At 64.5% G+C, this 21521-nt stretch carries 21 protein-coding genes; 4 read left to right on the top strand and 17 right to left on the bottom strand.

From position 1 onward, the window contains the following. Nucleotides 1–6: 6 nt before the first annotated feature. The 3 genes from EJ070_RS05640 to EJ070_RS05630 are packed head-to-tail and all read left to right on the top strand — an operon-like array spanning nt 7 to nt 2583. On the top strand, nt 7–891 hold the full coding sequence (locus tag EJ070_RS05640) for an ABC transporter permease subunit (protein WP_245464923.1): 885 nt from the start codon (nt 7–9) through the stop codon (nt 889–891). Beyond that, the gene (locus tag EJ070_RS05635; RefSeq protein WP_126090440.1) at nt 891–1742 is read left to right on the top strand and encodes an ABC transporter ATP-binding protein; all 852 of its coding nucleotides are present in this window, start codon (nt 891–893) and stop codon (nt 1740–1742) included. Before EJ070_RS05640 ends, EJ070_RS05635 begins: the two co-directional genes overlap by 1 nt. Nucleotides 1743–1755: 13 nt before the next feature. Next, nucleotides 1756–2583: a dipeptide ABC transporter ATP-binding protein gene (locus tag EJ070_RS05630; RefSeq protein WP_126090439.1), complete on the top strand. Its 828-nt coding sequence runs from the start codon at nt 1756–1758 to the stop codon at nt 2581–2583. 84 nt (nt 2584–2667) lie between these two features. On the opposite strand, the gene EJ070_RS05625 is transcribed toward EJ070_RS05630, so the two are convergent. The 5 genes from EJ070_RS05625 to EJ070_RS05605 all read right to left on the bottom strand — a co-directional run bounded on the left by EJ070_RS05625 (nt 2668) and on the right by EJ070_RS05605 (nt 7861). Beyond that, nucleotides 2668–3957 carry a cysteine desulfurase-like protein gene (locus EJ070_RS05625; protein WP_126090438.1) on the bottom strand — a complete coding sequence of 430 codons (1290 nt, stop codon included), beginning with the start codon at nt 3955–3957 and terminating at the stop codon, nt 2668–2670. 49 nt (nt 3958–4006) lie between these two features. After that, on the bottom strand, nt 4007–4681 hold the full coding sequence (locus EJ070_RS05620; protein WP_126090437.1) for an amino acid ABC transporter permease: 675 nt from the start codon (nt 4679–4681) through the stop codon (nt 4007–4009). Between the two features lie 161 nt (nt 4682–4842). Next, nucleotides 4843–5640, bottom strand: a complete 798-nt coding sequence (locus EJ070_RS05615) for an ABC transporter substrate-binding protein (protein ID WP_126090436.1) — start codon at nt 5638–5640, stop codon at nt 4843–4845. Nucleotides 5641–5714: 74 nt separating this feature from the next. Beyond that, the gene (locus EJ070_RS05610) at nt 5715–6911 is read right to left on the bottom strand and encodes a pyridoxal phosphate-dependent aminotransferase (RefSeq protein ID WP_189350598.1); all 1197 of its coding nucleotides are present in this window, start codon (nt 6909–6911) and stop codon (nt 5715–5717) included. Nucleotides 6912–7084: 173 nt separating this feature from the next. Continuing rightward, nucleotides 7085–7861 (bottom strand): HpcH/HpaI aldolase/citrate lyase family protein, encoded by a 777-nt coding sequence (locus tag EJ070_RS05605; RefSeq protein ID WP_126090434.1) that lies wholly within the window; start codon nt 7859–7861, stop codon nt 7085–7087. Nucleotides 7862–7983: 122 nt separating this feature from the next. Between EJ070_RS05605 and EJ070_RS05600 the strand changes: the two genes are divergently transcribed. Then, a complete protein-coding gene (locus EJ070_RS05600; RefSeq protein WP_126090433.1) occupies nt 7984–9075 on the top strand; it encodes an LLM class flavin-dependent oxidoreductase in 1092 nt (363 codons plus the stop codon). Between the two features lies 1 nt (nt 9076). On the opposite strand, the gene EJ070_RS05595 is transcribed toward EJ070_RS05600, so the two are convergent. The 12 genes from EJ070_RS05595 to EJ070_RS05535 form a co-directional block, all read right to left on the bottom strand. Continuing rightward, on the bottom strand, nt 9077–9472 hold the full coding sequence (locus EJ070_RS05595) for a RidA family protein (RefSeq protein ID WP_126090432.1): 396 nt from the start codon (nt 9470–9472) through the stop codon (nt 9077–9079). Nucleotides 9473–9516: 44 nt separating this feature from the next. After that, nucleotides 9517–10665 carry an acyl-CoA dehydrogenase family protein gene (locus EJ070_RS05590; RefSeq protein WP_126090431.1) on the bottom strand — a complete coding sequence of 383 codons (1149 nt, stop codon included), beginning with the start codon at nt 10663–10665 and terminating at the stop codon, nt 9517–9519. 231 nt (nt 10666–10896) lie between these two features. Next, a complete protein-coding gene (locus EJ070_RS05580; protein WP_126090430.1) occupies nt 10897–11709 on the bottom strand; it encodes an enoyl-CoA hydratase family protein in 813 nt (270 codons plus the stop codon). Continuing rightward, a complete protein-coding gene (locus tag EJ070_RS05575; RefSeq protein ID WP_126090429.1) occupies nt 11706–12170 on the bottom strand; it encodes a MarR family transcriptional regulator in 465 nt (154 codons plus the stop codon). The genes EJ070_RS05580 and EJ070_RS05575 overlap by 4 nt, the downstream gene beginning before the upstream one ends. Beyond that, nucleotides 12164–12922 carry an SDR family NAD(P)-dependent oxidoreductase gene (locus tag EJ070_RS05570; protein ID WP_126090428.1) on the bottom strand — a complete coding sequence of 253 codons (759 nt, stop codon included), beginning with the start codon at nt 12920–12922 and terminating at the stop codon, nt 12164–12166. The genes EJ070_RS05575 and EJ070_RS05570 overlap by 7 nt, the downstream gene beginning before the upstream one ends. Nucleotides 12923–13090: 168 nt before the next feature. After that, nucleotides 13091–15385: a bifunctional salicylyl-CoA 5-hydroxylase/oxidoreductase gene (locus EJ070_RS05565; RefSeq protein WP_126090427.1), complete on the bottom strand. Its 2295-nt coding sequence runs from the start codon at nt 15383–15385 to the stop codon at nt 13091–13093. Nucleotides 15386–15583: 198 nt separating this feature from the next. Then, nucleotides 15584–16183 carry a VOC family protein gene (locus EJ070_RS05560; RefSeq protein ID WP_189350393.1) on the bottom strand — a complete coding sequence of 200 codons (600 nt, stop codon included), beginning with the start codon at nt 16181–16183 and terminating at the stop codon, nt 15584–15586. Nucleotides 16184–16265: 82 nt separating this feature from the next. After that, nucleotides 16266–17096: an ATP-binding cassette domain-containing protein gene (locus tag EJ070_RS05555; RefSeq protein ID WP_126090426.1), complete on the bottom strand. Its 831-nt coding sequence runs from the start codon at nt 17094–17096 to the stop codon at nt 16266–16268. Beyond that, a complete protein-coding gene (locus EJ070_RS05550) occupies nt 17089–17967 on the bottom strand; it encodes an ABC transporter ATP-binding protein (RefSeq protein ID WP_189350391.1) in 879 nt (292 codons plus the stop codon). The genes EJ070_RS05555 and EJ070_RS05550 overlap by 8 nt, the downstream gene beginning before the upstream one ends. Nucleotides 17968–17975: 8 nt before the next feature. After that, the gene (locus tag EJ070_RS05545) at nt 17976–18824 is read right to left on the bottom strand and encodes an ABC transporter permease (protein WP_126090424.1); all 849 of its coding nucleotides are present in this window, start codon (nt 18822–18824) and stop codon (nt 17976–17978) included. Continuing rightward, nucleotides 18817–19824, bottom strand: coding sequence for an ABC transporter permease (locus EJ070_RS05540; protein ID WP_126090423.1), 1008 nt, complete (start codon nt 19822–19824; stop codon nt 18817–18819). The genes EJ070_RS05545 and EJ070_RS05540 overlap by 8 nt, the downstream gene beginning before the upstream one ends. A gap of 70 nt (nt 19825–19894) precedes the next feature. Next, nucleotides 19895–21421, bottom strand: a complete 1527-nt coding sequence (locus EJ070_RS05535; protein WP_126090422.1) for an ABC transporter substrate-binding protein — start codon at nt 21419–21421, stop codon at nt 19895–19897. Nucleotides 21422–21521 lie beyond the last annotated feature (100 nt).

Genomic DNA, 21521 nt, shown 5'->3' with positions numbered 1-21521 from the left:
GCCCCCATGGCCGCCGGCAGCCCGGACCGACTGACCGGCTTCAAGACCTTCTGGCACTATTTCTCGGTGAACCGCGGCGCTGTCATCGGCCTGTTCGTCTTCATCCTTTTGGTGCTGGCCGCGCTCTTCGCGCCGCTGCTTGCGCCCTACGCGCCCGACGTGCAGGACAAGACCGCGTTCCTCCGGCCGCCGGCCTGGCAGACGGGCGGCAGCACCCAATATCTGCTCGGCACCGATCCGGTCGGCCGAGACATCCTCTCGCGCCTGCTCTACGGGGCGCGCTTCTCGCTGCTGATCGGCGCGGTCGTGGTCACGCTGGCGCTCACCGGCGGCATCACGCTCGGCCTGCTTGCCGGTTATTTCCGTGGCTGGGTCGACGTCGCGATCATGCGCGTCATGGACCTGATCCTGGCTTTCCCGTCGTTGCTTCTGGCGCTGGTGCTTGTCACCATCCTCGGTCCTGGCCTGTTCAATGCGATGCTGGCGATCTCCCTGGTGCTGCAGCCGCATTTCGCCCGCCTCGTGCGAGCCGCCGTCATGGCCGAGAAGAGCCGCGAATATGTTGTGGCGGCCAAGGTCGCGGGCGCCGGACATCTGCGCCTGATGCTTCGCACCATCCTGCCGAACTGCCTGGCGCCGCTGATCGTCCAGGGCACGCTGTCCTTCTCGAACGCCATCCTGGAAGCCGCAGCACTTGGCTTCCTCGGCCTCGGCGCGCAGCCGCCGACGCCGGAATGGGGCACCATGCTGGCCTCGGCGCGCGAGTTCATCCTGCGCGCCTGGTGGGTGGTGACCTTCCCTGGCCTCGCCATCCTGATTACCGTGCTCGCCATCAACCTGATCGGCGACGGCTTGCGCGACGCGCTCGATCCGAAGCTCAGGAGGTCGTAATGGCATTGCTCGACATCCACAACCTCGTCGTCGAATTCCAGACCGCCTCAGGCCCGTTCCGCGCCGTCGACGGCGTATCGCTCCATGTCGACGAGCGCGAGGTGCTCGCCATCGTCGGCGAGTCCGGCTCCGGCAAGTCGGTGTCGATGCTGGCGGTGATGGGCTTGCTTCCGTGGACCGCCACCGTCACCGCCGACCGCATGACGTTTGGCGGCCGCGATCTCCTCAAGATCAGCCCGGCCGAGCGCCGCAGGATCATCGGCAAGGACATTGCCATGATCTTCCAGGAGCCGATCGCCAGCCTCAATCCGTGCTTCACCGTCGGCTTCCAGATCGAGGAGGTGTTGCGCTTCCATCTCGGCATGGACCGGGCGCAGCGCCGCGCGCGCGCCATCGAGCTTTTGAAGCAGGTCGGCATTCCCGAACCGGCCGAGCGGCTCAATTCCTTCCCGCACCAGATGTCGGGCGGCCAATGCCAGCGCATCATGATCGCGATGGCGATCGCCTGCAATCCGAAGCTCCTGATCGCCGACGAGCCGACGACGGCGCTCGACGTCACCATCCAGAAGCAGATCCTCGATCTACTGGTCTCGCTGCAGGCCAAATACGGCATGGGCCTGATCATGATCACCCACAATATGGGCGTGGTCGCCGAAACCGCCGACCGCGTCATCGTCCAGTACAAGGGCCGCAAGATGGAAGAGGCCGACGTGCTGTCGCTGTTCGAAAGCCCGAAGAGCAACTACACGCGCGCGCTGCTGTCGGCGCTGCCGGAGAACGCCGTCGGCGACCGTCTGCCGACCGTCTCCGACATGCTGTTCGAGCCGGCGCCCTCGGGAGCTAGTGCATGACCGGAGCCAACGCATGACCAAGGTTGTCGAAGGCAAGAACATCGTGCGCGACTACCATGTCGGCGGCGGCCTGTTCCGCCCCGCGCGCACGGTGCATGCGGTGAAGGGCGTCTCCTTCGGCGTCGAGAAGGGCAAGACACTCGCCATCGTCGGCGAGAGCGGCTGCGGCAAGTCCACGCTCGCACGCATCATAACGCTGATCGATCCGGCGACGGCTGGCGAGCTGTTCATCGACGGCAACAAGGTCGACATCGCCAGGGATGGGCTGACCAAGGAGATGCGCCGCAAGGTGCAGATCGTCTTCCAGAACCCTTACGGATCGCTCAACCCGCGCCAGAAGATCGGCGACGTGCTCGGCGAGCCGTTGCTCATCAACACCGACAAGCCGGCCGAGGAACGCCGCGACCTTGCGATGAAGATGCTGAAGAAGGTCGGCCTCGGACCGGAGCATTACAACCGCTATCCGCACATGTTCTCGGGCGGCCAGCGCCAGCGCATCGCCATCGCCCGCGCGCTGATGCTCAATCCCAGCCTGTTGGTGCTGGACGAGCCGGTATCAGCGCTCGATCTATCGGTGCAGGCGCAGGTGCTCAACCTGCTCGCCGACCTGCAGGACGAGTTCAAGCTGACCTATGTCTTCATCAGCCACGACCTCTCGGTCGTGCGCTACATCGCCGACGACGTCATGGTGATGTATTTCGGCGAGGCGGTCGAATACGGCTCGCGCGACGAGGTCTTCTCCGACCCCAAGCACGCCTACACGAAAACGCTCTTCGCCGCGACGCCGCGCGCCGACATCACCTCGATCAAGGCAAGGCTGGCGAAGAAGAAGGCGGCCTGATCCCCGCGTCGTCAATCCCAGGGCGGAGCAGGAGAATGGGAGGCTTGGCGATCCTTCGCGCCCCCCTCTCGCGAAGAGATCAGATCACGACAGCTTGGCGATAATCGCCCGCAGCGTCTCGCCGAAGCGGTGCACCTCCTCGACCGTGTTGTAATGCACCAGCGAGGCACGGATTGCGCCGCTGTCCATGGACAGGTTGAGCCGCTTCATCAGCCTTGGCGCATACATATGGCCGTCGCGGATGCCGATCTGCAGGGCCGCCATATCCTCGACGATCCTTTGCGGCGAGAGCTTGCCGATGTTGAAGCAGAAGGTCGGCACACGTTCGTGGATGCGGTCTTCCTCGGCGACGCCGTAGATCGTGGCGCCGCACGCCTTCAGCACCTTGAACATCTCGCGCGTCAGCGTCAGCTCGTAGTCGCGGATGGCGTTCATGCCGGCGACGATGTTGTCGCGGCGCGAGCGGTTGTTCTCGGGCAGAAAATTGCGGCCGACCGATTCCAGATAGCGGACCGCCGCGTCCATGCCGGAGACGTTCTCGTAGATGAAGGTGCCGGCTTCGACCTTGTAGGGCGGCTCGTCGGGAATGAAATCCTCGCGGAAGGTCGGCAGCCGCTTCAGCGTGTCGAAGCGACCCCACAGGAAGCCCATATGCGGCGAGAAATTCTTGTACCCGGAACAGACGAGATAGTCGCAATCCCAGGCCTGCACGTCGATCAACCCGTGCGGACCGTAATGCACGCTGTCGAGGAACACTTCGGCGCCGGCCGCATGCGCGATCCTGGCAACCGAAGCGACATCGACGATCGAGCCGATCGAATGCGCCGTCACCGTGCAGGCGACGAGCCGGGTGCGCTCCGACACCAGCGGCTCGAGGTCGTCGACATGGAGGTTGCCGTCCTCGCGCATGCGCCACCATTTGAACTTTGCGCCTGCGGATTCCAACGCCAGCCAGGTGGCGATATTGGCGTCGTGGTCCATGTCGGTGACAACGATCTCGTCACGCCCCATATCCACGTGCTTGGAAAGCATCTGGCCGATGCCGAGGCTGACCAGACGGATGAACGAGGTGGCGTTCATGCCGAAGCAGATTTCGGACGGGCTGTAGGCGTTGATCAAAAGCGCCACGCTCTCGCGCGCCTCAGCGACCGACCGGTCGACGGTGACGCTGCGGCCATAGCGGCCGCCGCGCTGCACATTGTGCGCGACCAGATGGTTGGTCACCGCGTCGAACACGCTTTGCGGGATCTGCGCGCCGGCGGCGTTGTCCATGAAGATGAAGTCGCCCGCCTGCCGGAGCGCCGGAAACATGGCGCGGACCTTTTCGACCGGGAACGCGGCGGCGTTGGTATTGTCGGTCTGATGCTTGTTCACGGGCAGGCTCCTGCGAAAGACTTGGATGGCTGGGGATCGGTTGGTGAGTTCAGCGCGCCTTCTCGTCCTTGAAGCGGCGCTCGAGCAGGCTGACGAGGCGGACCATCGGCCAGAGGAAGACGAGGTAGACCAGGGCCGCGCCGATCAGCGGAGAGGGGTTGGCATAGAGCGACTGCGCATTGGTCGCTTCCTTGAGCAATTCCGGCAACGCCACGGTGGAGGCAAGCGACGTGTCCTTGAACATCGAGACGCAGTTGCTGGTCATCGGCGGAATGACCACGCGGATCGCCTGCGGCAGCACCACCTTGCGCAGCGTCAGCACGAACGGCAGGCCAAGCGCCTGCGCCGCCTCGAACTGGCCGCGCGGAATGCTCTCGATGCCGGAGCGGAACACCTCCGCCGAATAGGCGGACATGATGATGGCGAATGCCGTCACCGCGGATGTCCATGACGAGAGGCGTATGCCGAGGAACGGCAGCGCGTAGTAGATCAGGATCAGCACCACCAGCACCGGCAGGGCACGGAAGATATCGATGTAGCCGACCGCGAGCAGCCGGAGCGGCTTCGGCGCGTAGAGCCGCACCAGGCTGATCGCCAGTCCGACAACTATGCCGATAATGATACTGAGCAGCCCGAGCAGAAGCGTATTGAGGAAGCCGCGCAACAGCGCCGGCAGGCTGGACGCGATGACGTCGGGATTGAAGAAAGTGTCGATCAGCGACATGGGAGCATTCCCCAACCGTGTTGCGCCCTACGACGCCGGAGCCAGACCCGGGGACACTGAGATCGGCTTGGCCGAACGGATAAGGGTTCCGGGAAAGTCATGCGTGAAAACGGACGTGCCGGCCTTTGGAGCCGGCACGTCGCTTGTTTGCCGGTAGCCGATCAGGCCTTGGGCAGCGGCATTTCCTTGACGGTGGAGGAATCGGCCGGAGCATCGCTGTCGAACCACTTCTTGTGGATCGCCGCGATCGTGCCGTCCTTCTTCATCGCGGTCAACGCGTCGTTCAGCTTGCCGAGCAGCGGATGGTCCTTGGTCATCATCAGGCCGTATTGCTCGCCGGTCTTGATGCGTTCCTTGACGACGAGATCCTTCATTTTCTTGAAGGAGTACTGCACGCCGGGTATGTCGCTGACGGCCGCGTCGACGCGTCCGGCGCTGAGGTCGAGCAGCAGGTTCTGCTGCGTGTCATAGCCCTTCACGTCGCTGAAGCCGTCGGCCTGCTGATGCTCCTTGACCCAGGTTTCTCCAGTCGAGCCCGACAAGACGCCGACGACCTTGCCCTTGAGGTCGGCTTCGGTGTTGATCGCGCTGTCGGTCTTGGTGGCGATGCCCATGTCGGAATCGTAGTAGGGCTGGGTGAAGGACTGTGACTTCAGCCTCTCCGCGGTGATCGTGATGGAGGATATGGCCACGTCGATGCGCTTCGACGTTGTCGCCGCGAACAGCGCCTGGAATCCGAGGTCGGCGATATCGGTGGTCATGCCGACGCGCTTCGCCGCTTCGTTGACGATGTCGACCTCGAAGCCCTCGAATGTGCCGCCCTCGTTCTTGTACTCGAACGGAGGATTGGTCGGGTAGGCGCCGACATTGAGCACGTCAGCGGCGTGAGACGCGGCGGGGCCGGCTACAATGCCGATGGTGGCGGCTAGCAGAAGCAGGTTGCGACGGGTAAAGTTCATATCTTGTTCCCTCTGTTGTTGAACGGGCGGGTTGGCCCCGCACGGTTTTTTGCCGCCCCGATTCCAGCAGGGCGTCAATTCATTGCGGCGACCATGCGGTCGAGCGCCGTTTCGATCTGGCCGCTGTCGCGGCAGACGCACATGCGCAGGAATGCCGCCGCCGAGTTGCCGAACAGGTGGCCGGGCGCGAGCCCGACACGCGTCGTCTCCAGAATCCGGGCGCAGGCGCGTCGCGCGTCGCTTTCGCCTTCCAGGGCGAAGAACGCGTACATCCCGCCGCGCGGCCTGGCCGGCAGCACGATGCCGGGAATCCGCGCCAGTCTGTCATAAGCGAGGTCGAGGCCGGTCGTGATCCGCTGCCTGATCTCCTCGACCAGCGGTTCGCCCTGGCGGATCGCGGCAACCGCGCCGGCCTGGATCGGAGCGGCCGTGCCGCTGTTGACATATTGGGTCATGGCGCCGAGCTGGTCGGTCACTCCTGACGGATGGGTGAGCCAGCCGATACGCCAGCCGGTCATCGCCCAGGCTTTCGAGAAACTGTTCACCGAAAGCACCCTGTCGCCGTCCTCGGCGATCTGCAGGATCGACGGGGCGACGTCGCCGTCGAAATAGAGCCGGCCGTAGACCTCGTCGGAGATGATCCAGATGCCTGTGCGCCGGCTGAATTCGAGCAGCGCCTGCATCTCCTCGCGCGACGCGGTCCAGCCCGTCGGGTTGGATGGCGTCGACAGGAAGATCGCGCGGGTCCGCGCGTCGCAGGCCGCGAATAGACGGTCGAGATCGAGCTGCCAGTCGCCTTTGAAATCGAGCGAAAACGGCCGTGGCTCACCGCCGATCAGATGGATCGCGTTGTGGATGTTCGGCCATTGCGGCGCGACATAGACGACATTGGTTCCGGTATCGACCAAAAGTTCCAGCGCCAGATAGAGCGCCTGCATGCCACCCGGCGTAACCGTGGTCCGCGCGATGGGGATCGGCTGGTCATGGATGCGCGTCTGGTACTCCGACAATGCGTCATTCAATGGCCCAAAGCCGCGCATGTCGGGAACGTAGAAAGTCAGCCCCTCGTCGAAAGCCGCCTTCGCTGCGTCGCGGATGAAGGCGGGTGTCACCATGTCGCCTTCGCCGTACCAGAGCGCGATCACGTCTCCCAGTTCGCGGGCGCGCAAGGCGAGGTTGGCAATGTTCTCGGTGTGAAGATCGCGGATTTGTGCGCGGACGCCTTCGAAAGCGTAACGCGCGCTGGCCAGAGATGATGACTGGGGCAGCATGAACGACAAGGACTGAACCTCGCACCCTGGACGCCGCGACAGGACCGGCAGCACACTTGGCCGCGGTCACCGTCGATGTTGAATGCTTATCCAAAGTCTCGGACTTTTCAAGGTAAAAGTTTTAAGCTTAAAAAATATCGCGCCTTGCCGCCAGTGACGCGCTGCAGCGGAGTTTAACGGTGTGCCGCTCGGGCGAGTTCGGCGGTTGCCGCCGCCTTTCCGGCACCGGCGCCCGCACCGAGAAACATCGTGTCGCTGGCAAGGACGAAGAAACTGGCGCCGATGGCCGCCCATGGGCCGGTGTCGTGCGGCTTGGCGCAAAATATGCCTGCCGTTCTGCCGTGTGCGACCGTTACGCCGATGATCGTCCGGATCGCCTGAGCCAGCTTGTCGGCGCCCGTCGGCCCAACCGCGTCGATCGACACCGAAAGGTCCCCAGGGCCGACGAAGATCACGTCGACGCCATCGACAGCGGCAATGGCCTCGATATTCGCAAGACCCTCCGCGGTCTCGACCTGAACCGCGACCACGGTCCTGTCATTGGCGGCGGCGAGATATTCCGGGATGCGATAGCCGTAGCCGGCGGCCCGCCCGGGTCCGACGCCGCGCTCGCCGGCTGGCGGGTAGCGCGAAGCCTGCACCGCCATCATGGCCTGGCCCGCGCTCGACACGCGTGGGACAAGCACGCCTTGCGCGCCGCTGTCCAGCGCCGCCGCTATGGCTTCGGATCCATGGCCGGGCACACGCACCATGGTCGGAACGCGATGGACATCCGCCGCCCGGACCATGCCTTCGACGAGATCCCGCGATATCTGAGCGTGCTCCCAGTCGATGCAAAGAAAATCGAGGCCGGACTGTGCCATCACCTCGATGGCGACGGCATGGGGTATGGCTGCGAAGGAGCCGACGAGGTTTTCTCTGCCCACGCACTTCCGGCGAAATTCGTTCATGTCTCTCTCTTGCGGTCGTGTCCCTGTTTCATACCCGCAAACGACGATGAGGCGAAGCTATTTCAGGCTTGAAATATTTTCGCGCGGGCCTAGCGTGGCCTATTCCAGAACGAGTTAGAGACATGATCAAAGTCCATCCGTTGCGAGGCCCGAACAGACTGAAGCTCGGCGTCTTCTCGACCAATGCGGATGGCGGCCTTGCCATCACCGACGTGCCCGAACGCTGGGCCGCCGGGTGGCGGGACAATCTGACGGCGGCGCAGATAGCCGACCGCGCGGGTCTCGAATTCATGCTGCCGATCGCGCGCTGGCGGGGCTTCGGCGGCCGCAACAAGGTGCGCGAATGGTCGTTCGAGACATTCACCTGGGCGGCCGCGCTCGGCGCCGCGACTGAGCGGATCGGCCTGTTCATGACCGTGCACGTGCCGCTGGTACACCCGCTCTACGCCGCCAAGGCGCTGGCGACGGTCGACCATATCAGCCAGGGCCGGGCCGGCCTCAATATCGTCTGCGGCTGGAACCCGAAGGAATTCGGCATGTTCGGCACGCCGCTGGTGGAGAAGGGCTACGACCAGGCGGCCGAGTGGATCGAGATCCTCGAAAGGCTCTACACATCCGACGCCCCGCTCGATTACGACGGAACCTACTATCGCCTGAAGGAGGCAGTGAGCCGGCCGGCCAGCCTGCAGGTGCCGCGCCCGGTGACGATGAACGCCGCCTTCGGTGGGCCCGGCCGGGATTTCGCCGCCGCCAGATGCGACTATCTGTTCACGACATTTTCCGAAATGGCCGACGCGGGCAAGCATGTGGCCGACATCAGCGAGCGGGCGGACAGGCTGGGCCGCAATGTCGGCGTCTACACGGTTGCGCATGTGGTGTGCCGGCCGACGATGGAAGAAGCTCAAGCCTATTATACGCGCTACGCGGTGACGATGGCCGATCATGAGGCGGTCGACGCCCATATGGCGGGCAAGAAGGAGTTCTCGCAATCGCATGACCAGCATGCCTATGAGCGCTACCGGCAGCGTTTCGCCGGCGGCGCCGGCACCTATCCCCTGGTCGGCACGCCGGAAACGATCGCGGCCGACATGATCGCCATTGCCGAGCAAGGCTACCAAGGCATCGCGCTTTCCTTCGTCAATTACACACAGGAACTGCCCTATTTCTGCGATTGTGTGCTGCCGCTGCTGAAGCGGGCAGGCTATCGCGAATAGCTCAGTCCGGAATGACCGCCGTAGCCTGTATCTCCACCTTGGCGCGGTCTTCGACCAGCGCCACCACCTGCATGGCGGCCATCGCCGGGAAGTGCCGGCCGATGATTGCGCGGTAGGCTTCGCCGATCCCCTTGAGGTTGGCGAGGTACTCGGCCTTGTCGGTGAAATACCAGGTCATCGAGGTGATGTGCTGCGGCTCGCCGCCGGCTTCGGCGAGAATGGCAACGACATTGGCGAGCGTCTGGCGCACCTGACCGACGAAGTCGTCGGTCTCGAACCGGCATTCGGCGTTCCAGCCGACCTGGCCGCCGATAAAGACAAGCCGGCCACGCGCGGCCACGCCATTGGCGTAGCCGATCGGTTTGGCCCAGCCTTCCGGCTGCAGGATAGTGTGCACGTCTAGCCTCCCCTTAAGTCGAATGCGGTTCGCAAGGCATGGTCTCACGCCGCTCCCATGACCTGCCTGGCGATCACCACCTTCTGCACGTCGGAGGCGCCTTCGTAGATGCGCAGCGCCCGGATCTCGCGATAGAGGCTCTCGACGATGTGGCCCTTGCGCACGCCATCGCCGCCATGCAGTTGCACCGCCTTGTCGATCACCTCCTGCGCCCTGTCGGTGGCGAAGAGCTTCGCCATCGCAGCTTCGCGCGTCACCCGCGCGGCCCCCATGTCCTTGGTCCAGGCGGCGCGATAGATCAGCAGGGCGGCGGCGTCGACATCGAGCGCCATCTCGGCGATGTGGCCCTGCACCATTTGCAGTTCGGCCATCGGCGCGCCGAACAGCTTGCGCTCGGCCGCCCTTTTGACGCTCTCGTCGAGCGCGCGCCGCGCGAAGCCGAGCGCAGCGGCGCCCACCGTCGAACGGAAGACGTCGAGCACCGACATGGCGATGCGAAAACCCTCGCCCGGCTTTCCAATCAGCGCAGAAACGGGAACGCGCACATTATCGAAGGAGAGCCGCGCCAGCGGGTGAGGGGCGATCACCTCCAGCCGCTCGGCAATGCCGAGGCCCTTCGTATCCGCAGGCACGATGAAGGCGGAAATGCCTTTGGCGCCGGGCGCCTCGCCGGTCCGCGCAAAGACGACATAGAGGTCGGCGATGCCGCCATTGGAGATCCAGGTCTTCTCGCCCGAAAGCACGTAGAAGTCACCGTCGCGGATCGCCGTCATCTCCATATTGGCGACGTCCGAACCCGAACGTGGTTCCGAGAGAGCAAAGGCCGAGATTGCCTGGCCGGCCCGCGTCTTCGCAAGCCAGCGCTGCTGGTCCGGTGTGCCGAAAAGCGAGATCGCGCCGGTGCCGAGACCCTGCATGGCGAAGGCGAAGTCGGCCAGCCCGTCATGGCGTGCGAGTGTTTCGCGGGTGATGCAGAGCGTGCGCACATCGAGCGGCCCGGGGTTGGCGGAGTCGAGCGCTGTCGGCTTCAGCCAGCCGTCGCGGCCAAGCATCGCCACCAGCGCGCGGCAGGCCGCGTCGACATCGTGGTGATCTACGGGAAGGTTCTTCGCGCACCAGGCGTCGAGCTTTTCTGCCAGCGCGCGATGGTGGTCTTCGAAGAACGGCCATGAGAGGAAGGAGCGGTCAGGCATGTCTGCCTCCGCAGTACTTCGGGGTTTGCGCTCTACGGCGCCCCCCTCTGGCCTGCCGGCCATCTCCCCCTCTAGGGGGGAGATCGGCTGTCATCGTCGCTTTCGCCAATCGCCAACGCTGCAGGATGGGAGCCGGCGCCCAAGCTGCCAATCTCCCCCCTTGAGGGGGAGATGTCCGGCAGGACAGAGGGGGGCGCTGTCCCGCCGACGTTTCCATCAAAGCAATCATCGCTAATTCCCCTCGAACACCGGCTTTTCCTTCGCCACGAAGGCCTTATAGGCGCGCTCGAAATCGCCGGTCTGCATGCAGATCGCCTGCGCCTGCGCTTCCGCCTCGATCGCCTGGTCGAGGCCCATCGACCATTCCTGGTTGAGTTGTGTCTTGGTGATGCCATGCGCGAAGGTCGGGCCGGAGACGATGCGCGCCGCCATGTCGAGCGCGTCGGCCTCGAGCGCAGCGGGCTCGACGAGGCGATTGTAGAAACCCCAGCGCTCGCCTTCGGCGGCGCTCATCGTGCGGCCGGTATAAAGCAGCTCCGCCGCTCGGCCCTGGCCGACGATGCGCGGCAGGATCGCGCAGGCGCCCATATCGCAGCCGGCAAGGCCGACGCGGGTGAACAGGAAGGCGGTCTTTGCCTCCGGCGTGGCGATGCGGATGTCGGAGGCCATGGCGATGATGGCGCCGGCGCCGACCGCCACGCCGTCGACGGCAGAGATGATCGGCTTACCGCAGTTAAGCATCGCCTTGACGAAGTCGCCGGTCATGCGCGTGAAGGCGAGCAGCGCCTTCATATCCATCTTGACCAGCGGCCCGATGATGTCGTGGACATCGCCGCCCGAGCAGAAATTGCCGCCATTGGGCAGGAACACGACGGCGTCGACATCGTCGGCATAGACGAGGTCGCGAAAAGTGTCGCGCAACTCGGCATAGCTGTCGAAGGTCAGCGGGTTCTTGCGTTCGGGACGGTCGAGCCGGACCCTGGCGATCCTGCCTTCCACCTGCCAGAGGAAATGCTTGGGTTTCAGGCCAGCCATCTTGCTCATTCGCGTCCCTCCCAATTGCTGCGGAACGATTTCAGCATGCCGGTCAGGCGGCGGGCCTCGTCCTCGCTGACATTGCCGAGCAGCTCGCCGACCCAGTTCTCATGCGCGGCGGCAATCTCCGCGAAGGACTTCGTACCTTCCTCGGTCAGCCGCACCATCGATGTGCGGCGGTCGCCGTTGCGGCGCGCGCGGGCGACGAGCCCTTCCGAAACCAGCCGGTCGACGATGCCGGTGACATTGCCGTTCGACACGAGCAGGAAGCGCGACAGGTCGCTCATCAGCATGCCTTCGGGCACGCGATAGAGCGCTGCCATCACATCGAAGCGGGGCAGCGTGGTGTCGAATTCCTTCTTCAGCCGTTCGCGCAGCTCGGCCTCGATCGTGCGCGAGGCGCGCAGCAAGCGTATCCACAGGCGCAGCCTGTCCTTGCCCGGCCCGGTGGATGTCGGTCCTGCTACCATGTCTCGCCTCCGGAAATCGAGATCGCCTGCCCGGTGATCGATCGGGCGGCGTCGCTGCACAGCCAGAGCACCGCCGCGGCGACCTCTTCGGGCTGGATGAAGCGCCCTTGCGGGTTCGTCGCGGCGAGGCTCGCCCGCGCCTCGTCGGCGGAGCGGCCGGTCTTCCCCACGATGCGCTGAACGGACTCCTCCAGCATGTCGGTTTCGACGAAACCCGGACAGACGGCATTCACCGTCACGCCGGACTTCGCGGTCTCGGTGGCTAAAGCCCGCATCAGCCCGACCACGCCGTGCTTGGCGGCGACGTAAGGAGCGACATAGGCGTAGCCTTTCAGGCCGGCCGTCGAGGCTACGAATATGATCCGACCCGCCTTCCGCGCGATCATGCCCGCCAGTGCCGGCTTCACCGTCAGGAAAGCGCCGGTCAGGTTGACGTCGAGCGTGCGCCGCCAGTCGGCCAGCGAGGTCTTGTGCGCCGGCGCGCTGCCCGCCATGCCGGCATTGGCGACGACGATATCGAACGGTCCGCGCGCCGCTTCCGCCTTCTCGTAAAGAGCCGCCATGTCTGCCTCATCGGTGACATCGGCGGCGAGACCAAAGATGCAAGCGTTCTCCTTCGCGACCTCGGCAAGCGCCGCCTCGCGCCGCCCGCATATGGTTACGTTGATGCCGACGCCGGCTAATGCCAGCGCGATCGCACGACCGACGCCGGAACCACCGCCGGTGACGAGGGCGTGTCTACCGGCGATCATAGCTCAATCCCCGAGGCGGGCGCTGCCCCTCACCCTTACCCTCTCCGCGGGAAGAACGCGGAGAGGGGGTCACCGGCGCTGGAGCAGGTCCCTTCTCCCCGTTCTTCACGGGGAGAAGGTGCCGGTAGGCGGATGAGGGGCGGCGCCGACGTGAAAACATGGAAGCACTCATACCTTGAGCCCTGCCGCCGCTTCGCGCTCGGCCAGGCGGTAGATCTGGTCGCGTCCGCGCAGATAGGGATCCGGCCATTTGACGCCGCGGTCGCCGAGGGTGACCGCCGCATGCAGCGTCCAGTAGGGGTCGGTAAGATGCGGCCTGGCCAGCGCCACAAGGTCAGCGCGCCCGGCCATCAGGATCGAGTTGGCGTGGTCAGGCTCGTAGATGTTGCCGACCGCCATGGTCGCCATGCCGACCTCGTTGCGGATGCGGTCCGAAAACGGCGTCTGGAACATGCGGCCGTAGACCGGCTTGGCGGCAATCGTCGTCTGGCCGGCCGAGACGTCGCAGAGGTCGATGCCGGCTTGATGCAGCAGTCTGGCGATCTCGACCGCATCGGCCGGCGTGACGCCTTCGATGCCCACCCAATCATTGGCCGAGATGCGCATCGAGATCGGCTTTTCCGCCGGCCACACGGCGCGCACCGCGTGGAAGATCTCCAGCGGATAGCGCATGCGGTTCTCGAGCGGGCCGCCATACTCGTCGGTGCGGTGGTTGGTCAGCGGCGTGATGAAGGCGGAGAGCAGATAGCCATGCGCGGCGTGGATCTCTAGCATGTCGAAACCGCAGCGCTTTGCCATCTCGGCCGAGGCGACGAACTGGTCTCGCACCATGTCCATGTCGGCGCGGTCCATCGCCTTCGGCATCTGATTCTGCGGCGACCAAGGCACCGCCGACGGCGCCATCACCGGCCAGTTGCCGGAAATGAGCGGCTCGTCGGTTCCTTCCCAGCCTAGGCGGGTCGAGCCCTTGGCGCCGGAGTGGCCGATCTGGGCGCAGATTTTCGCTTCCGTCTCGGCATGCACGAAATCGACCAGGCGCTTCCAGGCGACTTCGTGTTCGGGCTTGTAGAAGCCCGTACAGCCCGGGGTGATGCGCCCCTCGGGGCTGACGCAGGTCATTTCGATATAGATGAGGCCGGCGCCGCCCTTGGCGCGCTCGGCATAATGAGCAAAATGCCAGTCGGTCGGGCAGCCGTCGACCGCCTTGTACTGCGCCATCGGCGAGACGACGATGCGGTTGTTGAGCGCCATGTCGCGCAGCTTGAACGGCGCGAACATCGGCGCCCGGCGCAGCATGTTGCCGCCGGCGCCGGCCTTGCGCTGGAACCATTCCTCCGCTCCCGCCAGCCATTCGGCGTCGCGCAGCCTCAGATTCTCGTGGCTGATGCGCTGCGAGCGGGTGAGCAGCGAATAGTTGAACTGAACTGGATCGAGGCCGAGATACCGTTCGACTTCCTCGAACCATTCCAGCGAATTGCGGGCCGCCGACTGCAGCTTCAGCACCTCCGTGCGCCGCGCATCCTCGTATTTGCGGAAGGCCGCTTCGAGGTCCGGCTCGGACTCGACATAGTCGGCGAGCGCGACGGCGCTTTCCAGCGCCAGCTTGGTGCCGGAGCCGATCGAGAAATGCGCACTTGCCGCGGCGTCGCCCATCAGCGCCAGGTTCTTGTAGGACCAGCGCTCGCACAGCACGCGCGGGAAATTGATCCAGGCCGAACCGCGGATGTGATTGGCATTGGTCATCAGCGGATGGCCGCCGAGATGCTTTTCGAAGATGCGTTCGCAGGCCGCGATCGATTCCTGCTGCGTCATTTGGCCAAAGCCGAAAGCAGCCCAAGTCTGCTCGCTGCATTCGACGATGAAGGTCGCGGTCTCGCTGTCGAACTGGTAGGCATGCGCCCAGACCCAGCCATGCTCCGTCTTCTCGAAGATGAAGGTGAAGGCGTCGTCGAATTTCTGCGTGGTGCCGAGCCACACGAACTTGCACTTGCGGGTGTCGATGTCGGGCTTGAAGACATCGACGAAAATGGCGCGTGACTTAGAGTTCAACCCATCCGCCGCGACCACCAGGTCATGCGTTTCCATGAATGGCTTCGGATCTGAAATCTCCGTCTCGAACATCAGCTTGATGCCGAGCTCGCGCGCCCGCCGCTGCAAAAGGATCAAGAGCCGCTTGCGGCCGATACCGCAGAATCCGTGGCCGGTGGAAACGGTGCGCACGCCGTCATGGACGACGGCAATGTCGTCCCAATAGGCGAAATGCTTCTTGATCCAGACGGCGCTGACGGGATCGTTCCTGGTCAGATTGTCCAGCGTTTCGGCCGACAGCACCACGCCCCAGCCGAAGGTGTCGTCCGGGCGGTTGCGCTCATAGACAGTCACCTCGTGCGCGGCGTCGCGCAGCTTCAATGAGATGGCAAAGTAGAGGCCGGCCGGTCCGCCGCCGAGAACCGCAACCTTCATGTCTTGCGATCTCCTCTAGAGCAATTCCAGGAAAGGTGCGTAGCGGTTTTCCGTCCGGAATTGCGCGAAACGCTCTAAGGGTATCCGGGGGCGCCGGCAGCACCGGCGAACCCGACCGTCAGTATCGCGCGCGAAGGCAATTATTTCAAGCTTAAAGTTTTATAATTGAACAATTGCCTATGCGCATTGCGGATCGACTCACTTGGGCGGATCCTTGGGGCTCCACAGCACCGTCTCGGCGCCCTTCTCGTAGGCCATGCCTTGGGGATAGCTGATCGCTTCGAGCTGCAGCCCCCAGGGCGCCTGGAAATAGAGGATGGTCTCGCCGGCTGCCGGCCCTTCCTTGACCGGCAGCGGTCCGAGTCTGGTCTTCACGCCCTTGGCGTCAAGATAGGTTTTCGCCGCGCCGACGTCATCGACATAGAAGGCGATGTGGAAGCCGCCGATGTCGCTGTTCTTCGGCTGCAGGTCCTTCTGGTCGGGCGCGGTGTATTTGAACAGCTCGATGTTCGATCCCGTGCCGCAGCGGACCATGGTGATCTCCTCGATCACCGCCTTCGGGTCGACGCCGAGCAGGTCCTGCATGAAGGTGCCCTTGTCGTCGGCGAACGGGCCGAAGGACATCGCCTTCTTGCAGCCTACGACATTGGTGAAGAAATCGACGGCCTGCTTCATGTCGGGCACGGTGATGCCGGTATGGTCGTGACCGCGCATGCCGGGGATCGAGTCGGCCGACGCCGCTCCCATTGCGCCGAACAAAGTGGCTGCGAACATCGCGGCCTGGATTGCGTATTTCACGTCACCCTCCATTGGCGGGCTGGCTCTTTCACCGCGCACATCCGAGGCCCGCTGTTCGGCGTGCGGAAAGGTTAAGCTTCTCTCATGCGGGAGCCTTGGCAGGTGGCTGCAGCCAGTCAGCGTCGATCTCGGGCAACGGAATGGCGGCGAGCAGGTCGCGCGTGTACGCCTCCTTCGGATTGTCGAAGAGCGCATCGGTGGCGCTCGATTCCACGATCCTGCCTTCGCGCATGACGATGACTTGCTGGCAGAGCCGCCGGATCACCGACAGGTCATGGCTGATGAAGGCGACCGTCAGCCCCATCTCGGCCGCCAGCTTCTCCAGCAAGGTCAGGATCTGCGCCTGGGTCGAGACATCGAGCCCGGAGACGATCTCGTCGGCCAGCACGAATTTCGGCGACAGCGCCAGCGCCCGCGCGATGCCGACGCGCTGCCGCTGCCCGCCGGACAGTTCGTGGCGGTATCGGCTGGCAAAGTTCTGCGGCAGGCCAACGCGCTGCAGGGCGTCCGCGACGCGCTCCTTCAGCCTGTCGCCAAGCCCGTTTTGCCTCAAGGGTGCTGCGATGATGTTGAAGATCGTGTGCCGCGGATTGAGCGAGGACATCGGATCCTGGAAGATCATCTGCAGGTCGCGGCGCAGCGGCCTCAGCTCGGCCTCCGAAAGATGGCTGATGTCATGCCCCTCGAAGCTGATCGTACCGGCGCTCGGCTCGATCAGGCGCACCAGCGCTCGGCCGAGCGTCGACTTGCCCGAGCCGGATTCGCCGACGATGCCGGTGACCGATCCCTTCGGCAGGTCGAAGTCCAGCCCCTTGAGGATCTCGACCAGCGGCGCCCGGCCGATCAGCGGCTTGCGCGTCATATCGGGCAGCGCCACCTTCAGTCCGCGCACGGAAAACAGCGGCTCAGCCATGGCTTGGCCTCCATGCCTTGTCGGCAGCCGCGATCTCGGCCGTCAGCCCGGCAAGCACGGTCTCGTCCACCGGCTTCAGCGATGCGTAGGGATCGGTGTAGCGCGGCGTCGCCGCGATCAGCGCCCGGGTGTAGGGGTGCTGTGGCGCTGCGAAAAGATCGGCGGTCTCGGCCTCCTCGACTACCTTGCCTGCATAGAGCACCGACACCTTCTGGCTGATCTTGGCGACGACGCCGAGGTCGTGGGTCACGAACAGGATCGCCGTGCCATGGTCGCGCTGCAGTTGCGCGATCAGCCTCAGAATCTGCTTCTGCACGGTCACGTCCAGCGCCGTCGTCGGCTCATCCGCAACGATCAGCCGTGGCTCCGCCGCAAACGCCGCCGCGATCAGCACGCGCTGGCGCATGCCGCCGGAAAGCTCATGCGGATAGCTTTTCAGCACCCGTTCCGGATCGCGGATCTGCACTTCGTCGAGCAATTGGCGGACGCGCTTGTCGGCCCTCTCGCCACTCCAGCCGAGGATGCGCACCAGCCGGTCGGTCGTCTGCGGGCCGATGCGGCGCGACGGGTTGAGCGCGGTGAGCGGGTCCTGCGGGATCAGCGCCGTGCGGGCGCCGATCAGTGTCCGCCGCGCCCTCGCGTCGAGGCGGCCGAGATCCTCGCCCTCGACCAGCATCTCGCCTTCGACGATGCGCACGCTTTTCGGCAGGACGCCGAGCACCGCCTTGCCGATCATCGTCTTGCCGGCGCCGCTCTCGCCGACCAGCGCGCGCACCTCGCCGGGCTGCACGGCAAGCGAGACCGAGCGCAGCACGCGCTGGCCGTTTGGCAGCACGGCGCTGAGCGAGCGGATTTCGAGACATGGTTTCATGTCGGCGCTCATCGCAGCACCGGATCGAAGCGCGCCTTCAGTCCCTCGCCGAACTGGCTGAAGGAAAGCACGGTGAGGATCAGCGTGATGAGCGGGAACACCAGCACCCACCAGGCCTGATGGATCGACAGCCGGCCTTCGGCGATGATGCCGCCCCAGGTCGGATCATCGGTCGAGATCGACAGATTGACGAAGGACAGGATCGCCTCGACGATGACGGCGATGCCCATTTCGAGCGACAGCAGCGCGACCACCGACGGCACCACGTTGGGCAGCACCTCGCGCAGCATGATGCCGATGCGGCCATAGCCGGCGATGCGCGCGCTCTCGACATAGTCCATGCGCGACTGGCTCATCGCTTCGGCGCGGATCACGCGGCAGAAGCGCGTCCAGTCGATGACGGCAATCGCGATGATGACGGAGCTCAAGCCCGTGCCCAGAACGGCCACCAGCAGGATGGCGAACAGCACCGGCGGGAAGGCCATCCAGACATCGACGATGCGCGAGATGACGCGGTCGGCCCAGCCGCCGAAATAGCCCGCGATCAGCCCGAGCGCCGAGCCGACGATGCAGGCGGCGGACGCCGCGGCAAAGGCGACGATGAAGGCGATGCGGCCGCCGAAGATCAGCCGCGACAACAGATCCCGGCCGAGGCTGTCGGTGCCCAGCCAGTAGCCGGGCTCGGCGCCGTCCAACCAGAAGGGCGGCAGGCGCTCCAGCATCAGGTCCTGCGCCAATGGGTCCTGCGGCGCGATCAGCGGCGCGAAGATGGCCGCGAGCAGCGCGACGAGGAGCCAGCCGCCGGCCAGCCATAGCCTTGGGCTCAGGCCACGCCTCGAGATGCGAGCCTCATCCATGGCGCAGCCTCGGATTGAGCAGCGCATACATCATGTCGACGGCGAGGTTGATGAGAACGAAGAGCAGCGCGAAGACCAGCACGATGCCCTGGATCAGCGGCAGGTCACGGTTGATGACGGCGTCGATCGCCATGTTGCCGAGGCCTTCATAGGAGAACAGCCGCTCGACGATAACCGTGCCGCCGATCAGGAAGGTGAACTGCACGCCGACCAGCGTCAGCGTCGGCAAAGCCGCATTCTTCAGCGCCTCGCGCAGGATGACTTGCGTTTCCGAGAAACCCTTGACCCTGGCCAGCACGACATAGTCGAGGTCGAGCACTTCCTTCAGCGACTGTTTCAGGAGCTGCGCGATGATCGCTGCCAGCGGCAGTGCCAGCGCCACCGAAGGCATCAACATGTGCTTCAGCAGATCCCAGGTGAGATCGAAGCGGAGCCTGAGAATGCTCTCGGCGAGATAGAACTGGGTGACGAAGGGCAGGTCGAGCTGCGGCGACACGCGGCCGGAAATGTCGAAGACAGGCACCAGCACGCCGAACAGCAGGATCAGCACCAGGCCCCAGAGGAAGTCGGGGATGGAGAGCGTCGCGCCGCTGGCGATGTCAATGCCGGCCTCGACCGCCGTGCCGCGCGAGCGCGCGCCGAAGATCGCCGCGGGCACCCCGATCGCGATCGCCATCAGCAGCGCCACGGTCGCTAGCTCCAGCGTCGCCGGCAGCCGGTTGAAGACCAGGCCGAGCACGTCTTGGCGCAGCGAGATCGACGTGCCGAAATCGCCATGCAGCACGCCGGCGAGCCAGATGAAGAATTGCTGCACGATACCCTTGTCCAGCCCATAGAGCGCGCGCAACCGCGTGATGTCGTCATCGCTGGCGCCAGGCGGCAGCATCATGGCGATCGGATCGCCGGGCGCCACGCGGATGACGACGAAGACGACGACGGCCACGCCGAACAGTGTGACCAGCATCGTCAGGAGACGAACGAGGAATCTCTGCAGCAACATCTGCCAATACGCCCGGATGGAAATGCACGCCGCCTTCCGGACGGCGCGCGCGGCAATCCAAGGCCGACGATCAGGCCGGGCTCATCAGCGCCGGCAGCAGCGCGCCGGACACATGCTGCACGACATTGACCTTCTTCGAGTGTACGATCGGCTGCGCATACTGGATCAGCGGCAGCACATAGGCCTGCTCGGCGATGTATTTGTCGACGGCCTTCCAGCCGGCAATGCGCTTGGCCTCGTCCTTCTCACCCCACAGCGGATTGATCATGTCGACCAGGTCCTTGCTGTCCCACACCGAATGCGGGCTCGGCCCGTACATGGCAAAGCCGGTCGAGGTGGTCGGGTCGCCGATCGCGTTGCCCCAATTGTAGAAGGCGGCCGGCGCCAGCTTGTCGGCGGCGCGCAGCTCGTAGTGCTTGGCGATCTCGTAGACCTCGATATTGGCCTCGATGCCCACCTTCCGCCACATGCCGACGATCGCCTGGATCATCTCATAGTCCTTGGGTTTGAAGCCCTTGGTCGTCTGTATGGTGAACTTGACCGGCTTCTTGGCCGAATAGCCGGAAGCCGCGAGCAGCTCCTTGGCCTTTTCCGGATTGTGCTCGACCTTGATCGACGGATCGAAGGCCGTGTATTCCGGCGTCTCCAGCGTGGCGATCGGCTGGCCGTAGCCGCGCAGCAGCCGCTTGACCAGAAGCTCCTTGTCCACCGCCATCACCGCCGCCTGGCGGACGTTCTTGTCCAGCATTGCCTCGATGTCGTTGAAGAAGATCATGCCGATGTCGGAGACGTTCTTGATCGAGCCGGCGAGCCCGTCCTTGGCGATCAGCCGGTCATATTCCTCATAAGGAATTTCGAGCGTCACCTGCGAGGAACCGGACTCGATCTCGGCCACGCGGCTCGCCGCGTCGGTGACGAACTTGATCGTCACATTCTCGAAGGCCGGCTTGGTGCCCCAGTAATTCGGATTGGCCTTAAGCCGCAGGAAGGCGTTGCGCTCGAACTTGTCGACCATATAGGGGCCGGTGCCGATCGGCGCCTTCTCGAAGCCGTCCGGCCCGACCTTCTCGTAATAGGCTTTCGGCATGATGTAGCCGGTCAGGAACGACATCCACTTGAAATAGACCGGGTCGAACTGCACGACATCGCCGGTGATCTTGTTGCCGTCGATCTTGAAGTTGCTGACGTTCTTCCAGACGAACTGGATCGGATTGCCGGTCTTCTCGTCGCCGGCCCGCTGCAGCGACCACACAACGTCTTCCGGTGTGAAGGGCGAGCCGTCATGCCATTTCACGCCGTCGCGCACCGTCATCGTCACTTTGGTGCGGTCGTCGTTCCAGCCCCATTCGGTGAGCAGGCCGGGTGTGAAGGAGAGGTCCGGCTTTTGCGGGATGAACTGGTCGAACACCGACTGGTAGAGACCCTGGATGGTCGGGTTCACCGCCGAAGGTCCGGTCGTCGGGTCCCAGGAGGGCAGGTTGACGTTATAGGCGATGGTGAGCTCATCCGCCGCCTTCGCCGCCCTCGGCAGGCCGAGCGTGGCTGCACCGATCGCCGCCGCGCCATATCCAAGCAAATCGCGTCTGTTGATTGTCATGGTCGTTCCCCTTGTTGGTTGTTTGGCTGTCATTGTCCGCGCGGCGTTTCATTCGGTAGGTTCGGGTTGGTGGGCAACCGCGCCTTGTCCATCCTGGAAT

It is taken from the genome of Mesorhizobium sp. M1E.F.Ca.ET.045.02.1.1 (assembly GCF_003952485.1).
Lineage (GTDB): Bacteria > Pseudomonadota > Alphaproteobacteria > Rhizobiales > Rhizobiaceae > Mesorhizobium.
Note: the sequence above shows the minus strand (reverse complement) of the source record. Positions and strands in the feature narration are given on the sequence as shown.